General features: G+C 60.8%; 3 protein-coding genes and 1 pseudogene. 3 read left to right on the top strand and 1 reads right to left on the bottom strand.

Annotation, left to right across the window (positions count from 1 at the left end; all coding sequences use genetic code 11):
- Window positions 1-89: 89 nt before the first annotated feature.
- From VMJ11_RS02570 to VMJ11_RS02560, 3 genes and pseudogenes are all read left to right on the top strand, one after another.
- A pseudogene (locus VMJ11_RS02570) lies at window positions 90-275 on the top strand (ShlB/FhaC/HecB family hemolysin secretion/activation protein); the annotation flags it as partial.
- Complete coding sequence (locus tag VMJ11_RS02565) at window positions 224-499, top strand: DUF1653 domain-containing protein (protein ID WP_325616606.1); 276 nt, start codon at window positions 224-226, stop codon at window positions 497-499. The pseudogene VMJ11_RS02570 and the gene VMJ11_RS02565, both read left to right, overlap by 52 nt.
- 142 nt (window positions 500-641) lie before the next feature.
- Window positions 642-2537, top strand: coding sequence for a M3 family metallopeptidase (locus VMJ11_RS02560; RefSeq protein WP_325616604.1), 1896 nt, complete (start codon window positions 642-644; stop codon window positions 2535-2537).
- Between the two features lie 157 nt (window positions 2538-2694).
- Here the strand turns inward: VMJ11_RS02560 and VMJ11_RS02555 are convergent, their stop codons facing one another.
- A complete protein-coding gene (locus VMJ11_RS02555; RefSeq protein ID WP_325616602.1) occupies window positions 2695-3780 on the bottom strand; it encodes an IS3 family transposase in 1086 nt (361 codons plus the stop codon).
- Window positions 3781-3955: the final 175 nt, after the last annotated feature.

The raw sequence follows: 3955 nt of genomic DNA, 5'->3' as shown, positions 1-3955 counted from the left end.
CGGGGCAGCGCCGTGCAGCTGCAGAATCGGACGCGATCGCAGCTTAAATCGACCAGAAAAGTGTCTTGACTGATGGGTCCACTTTACTCCAACTGACGAAACGCTTCGGCGACAGTTTCATCGATGACACGGAAATTACCCAGCAGCGGCGCAACAACACGTTCATTGAGGCCGGGCTGACCAACCGTCACTATTTCGGCAATGCGCAGTTCGACGGTACCGGATACCGCAGAAGCACGACTCGTCTGCAGAGCACGCTGGCGATGTCGCAGAGTTTCGTCCGGGAGTATATCGCCACTACAAGGGGGCGCACTACCTGGCGCTCGGGCTGGCACGGGAGGATGAATCGAATGAACCGGTGGTCGTCCATACGCGCCTCTACGAGCGGGACGGCCTGCCGATGAGCACGGGGACGTTGAAGGTCTGGAACGAGCCGGTGGCCGTCGGGCCTACTGTCGTGCAGCGATTCACCTATGTCGGGCAGACATCGTCATTTTGACATTGCTAACCGCAACGTAATCAGCAAGCGCAGAAATGCGCTCGCTGAAACCGGCTGATATTTCAGCTGATCGAGCCCGCCGGGGCAGGCGCGAAGCGAGTCATGATAAGCTGCATAAACGAAGCCCCTCATCGCCCTGCACATGAAAAGCGCTCGCGCCTTCTTTGACCGCCTCAATCAGGATTATCTAAGGCTGCACCGGGACGAAGGCGACCTGTACTGGACGACCCATACCGGTCAGAGCGACGCGCACGACGTGCTGGCTGCAGCAGGCCTCGCGCGCAAGACATTCGTTGCCGACACAGAACGCCTCGCACAAAGCCGCGCGCATCTCGCGAGGCTGGAGGCCAGCGTCGCCGAGTCCTCCGATCGCAATGCGCTGCTCGCGGGCTTACGCGGCTGGATCAAAGTGTTCGAATGCAATGCGATGGGCAGTGAGCGTGCGGCAGCGTTGCTTGCCGAGCTGATCAAGATGGACGGCGATCTGTTCGCACGCCGGCAAGCGTACAAGATGCACCATATCAACGCGGCTGGCCTGCACGAGGAAGCTTCGCCTGCCGCGCTGCGCGCCAATCTGGCATCCAACCCGGACGAAGCGGCGCGCAGAAGTTCCCATGACGCTTTGCACGGACTCGAACGCTGGTTGCTCGACAACGGCTTTCTCGCGATCGTCGCGAAGCGCAACGCATTGGCACGTGAACTCGGCTATCGCAACTTCTTCGAATACCGGCTGCGGGCCAACAGCGGCATGAGCCCCGAGGCGCTCTTTGCTGTGTTCGACGAGTTCGAGGCGAAGACCCGGGACGCACACGACGCCTCCTTGCAACGCCTCGCGCGCGAATACGGCGACGACGCGTTGCGTCCGCACAATCTACTGTACAGAATGCGCGGAGGCGCAGCGCAACAGGCCGACGCATACTTTCCCTTTAGCAAGGCGCTCGAACGCTGGGCGGAATCGTTTAAGCGTCTTGGCGTGACGTACCGCGGCGCGCGAATCGAAATCGATTTGCTGGACCGGCAACGCAAGTTTCCCACTGGCTTTTGCGTGGCGCCTACGCCGAGCTATCACGACGACGGCGCGGGGGGCTGGGTGCCGGCCGATGTCCGTTTCACGTCGACGGCCCGCCCACGACAAGCGGGAGCGGGATTGCAGGCACTCAACGTGTTGTTCCACGAAGCGGGCCACGCCGCGCACCAGTCGAACGTGACGCTCAATTCGCCGTGTTTTTCGCAGGAGTTCGCGCCAAGCTCGCCGGCGTTTCTCGAAGCGCAGGCAAAGTTCTTCGACGCGTTGCCGAGTGATCCGTGCTGGATCAGGCGATACGCGCGTAATGCCGCCGGCGAGCCGATGCCCGACGAGATGATCCGCGCGCATGTCGAGGCACGCCAGGCGTTTCTTGCTTTTGCAGAACGGCGCGACCTCGTACCGACGTATTTCGAATGGGCGCTGTATAGCATGGACGATGCCCACCGCACGGCCGATTCGGTACTCGACCTCGCGCGTTCCGTGACGCGGAGGATGCTGGGCATTGCCGGGCACACCGGCTATATCCTTGCGACGCCCCATCCGATCTATCACGACCTCGCGGTCTATTACCACGGCTACCTGCTCGCGAAGATGGCGGCGGCGCAGACGCGCGCGTATCTGACGCGCTCGCTTGGCTATATCGTCGATAACCCGCAAGTCGGCCCATTGCTCGCTAAACATTGCTGGGCTACCGGCAACAGTGTGACGCTCGATCAGACCTTGCAAAACCTGACCGGGGAGGGCTTGACGGCGTCCTGTCTGGCTGCGGAATGCAATCGTTCGCCACAGCAGGCGTGGGCGCTGGCGCAAGCAGCGTTTGTCCGCAGCGAGCGCGTTGCGCCGGCTGTGCCGGCGGGGGGCCTTGATGCGTCGATCGCGATCGTCCACGGTGCAGAGCGCATTGCGACTAACGATGAATCGTTGCCGGCGATGTACGCCGCGTTCGAGGCGTGGATCGAGGGGACGGTGCGGACAGGTGAAGCAGGTTCGACATTCGATCGCAACGCATAGCGTGCGACCTGTGCTCGCGGCCAATGCCCGACAAGCTGCCGGGTTATTTCCGGTGCTAACGCAGGCCCACTAGCGCCCGCGCCGCAAGCGCACGTCTCACGGCTGTTTCTATCCATTACCGGAAAATTTCAAGCTAGTTGTCGCCTGAATGTTGCATTTATGCGGCCGTTTTTTGTTCCAGGTGTTGCTCCTTTCGATCAGTTTTTTGAGTAGCAGGTTTTTCCGGATTCAAGTGCACAATCGTGACGAGCTGCCAGTTTCGCGTGGCACCACTCCAGCGCTCCGGGTGCCTGGCCTTGGCCGCTTCATAGACTTCGGCGCGCTTGCGTAGCAGCGCCGCGTCCAGGCCCGCGTGGCGCTGTGCAGGCGTCACGAAGCCGATGGCGCTGTGACGGTGCTCCTCGTTATACCAATGGACGAAGGTGCCGACCCACTGCCTGGCGGCCAGGAGGTTCTCAAACGGGCGCTGCGGATAGGTCGGCCGATACTTCATCGTCTTGAAGACGGATTCGCTAAATGGATTGTCATTGCTAACCGCCGGGCGACTAAACGACGGCATCACCCCGAGTGCCTGCAGCGTGGCCAGCATCGTGGCGCCCTTCATCGGAGCGCCATTATCGGAATGCAGCACCACCTGATTTCGTGCGATGTTTTCCCGGTCGCAAATATCGCGCATCACTTCGCTTGCCAGCTCGCTGCTTTCTGTTTCATAGACTTGCCAGCCGACGATTTTGCGGCTAAAAATGTCCATGAACAGATACAGGTAAAAATAGATCCCCTTGACCTGCGTGGGCAAGTAGGTGATGTCCCAACTGAACAGCTCGACGGGCGCCGTCGCATACAGCGCACGCGGCTTGCTGCGCGGTTTCGGCAGCCTTTCGGCACGGCGGTGCCTGAGCTGATTCTCGGCTTTCAATACGCGGTAGAACGTCGATTCGCAGGCGACGTATTGCCCACGATCAACCAGCCGCGGCACGATCTGGCTTGGTGGAAGATGACCAAATTCGGCTGAGTTGGCAATCGCCAGCAGACGCTGGCGTTCGAGCTCGCTCAGTCTGTTCCTGGGCGACTGTACCCGTGCCGGTCGGCGATCGCCGACACCGCCTGCCTGATCATTTTTCCAGCGTTGCAAGGTGCGTTCGCTGAGCGAAATGACCTCGCAGGCACGTTCCTGGCGTGCACCCGCAACGATCGCTTCGGCCACCAGTGCCATTACCTGATCGCGCTCTGGAAGGGAAGTCATTGCTCCTCGCCCTCCCACAGCGCGCGGAACTTTTTTTGCAGAATCAGCAACGCAGCCGCCTCCGCCAGTGCCTTGTCTTTGCGAACCAGTTCGCGCTTAAGCTTCACGTTCTCGTCTTTCAACGTCCGTACTTCGCGGGTGCCCGATGCAGTCTCCTGTCCGCCTGCACAAAAGG

The sequence above is a fragment of the Paraburkholderia sp. genome, from assembly GCF_035501035.1.
Classification (GTDB): Bacteria; Pseudomonadota; Gammaproteobacteria; order Burkholderiales; family Burkholderiaceae; genus Paraburkholderia.
Note: the sequence above shows the minus strand (reverse complement) of the source record. Positions and strands in the feature narration are given on the sequence as shown.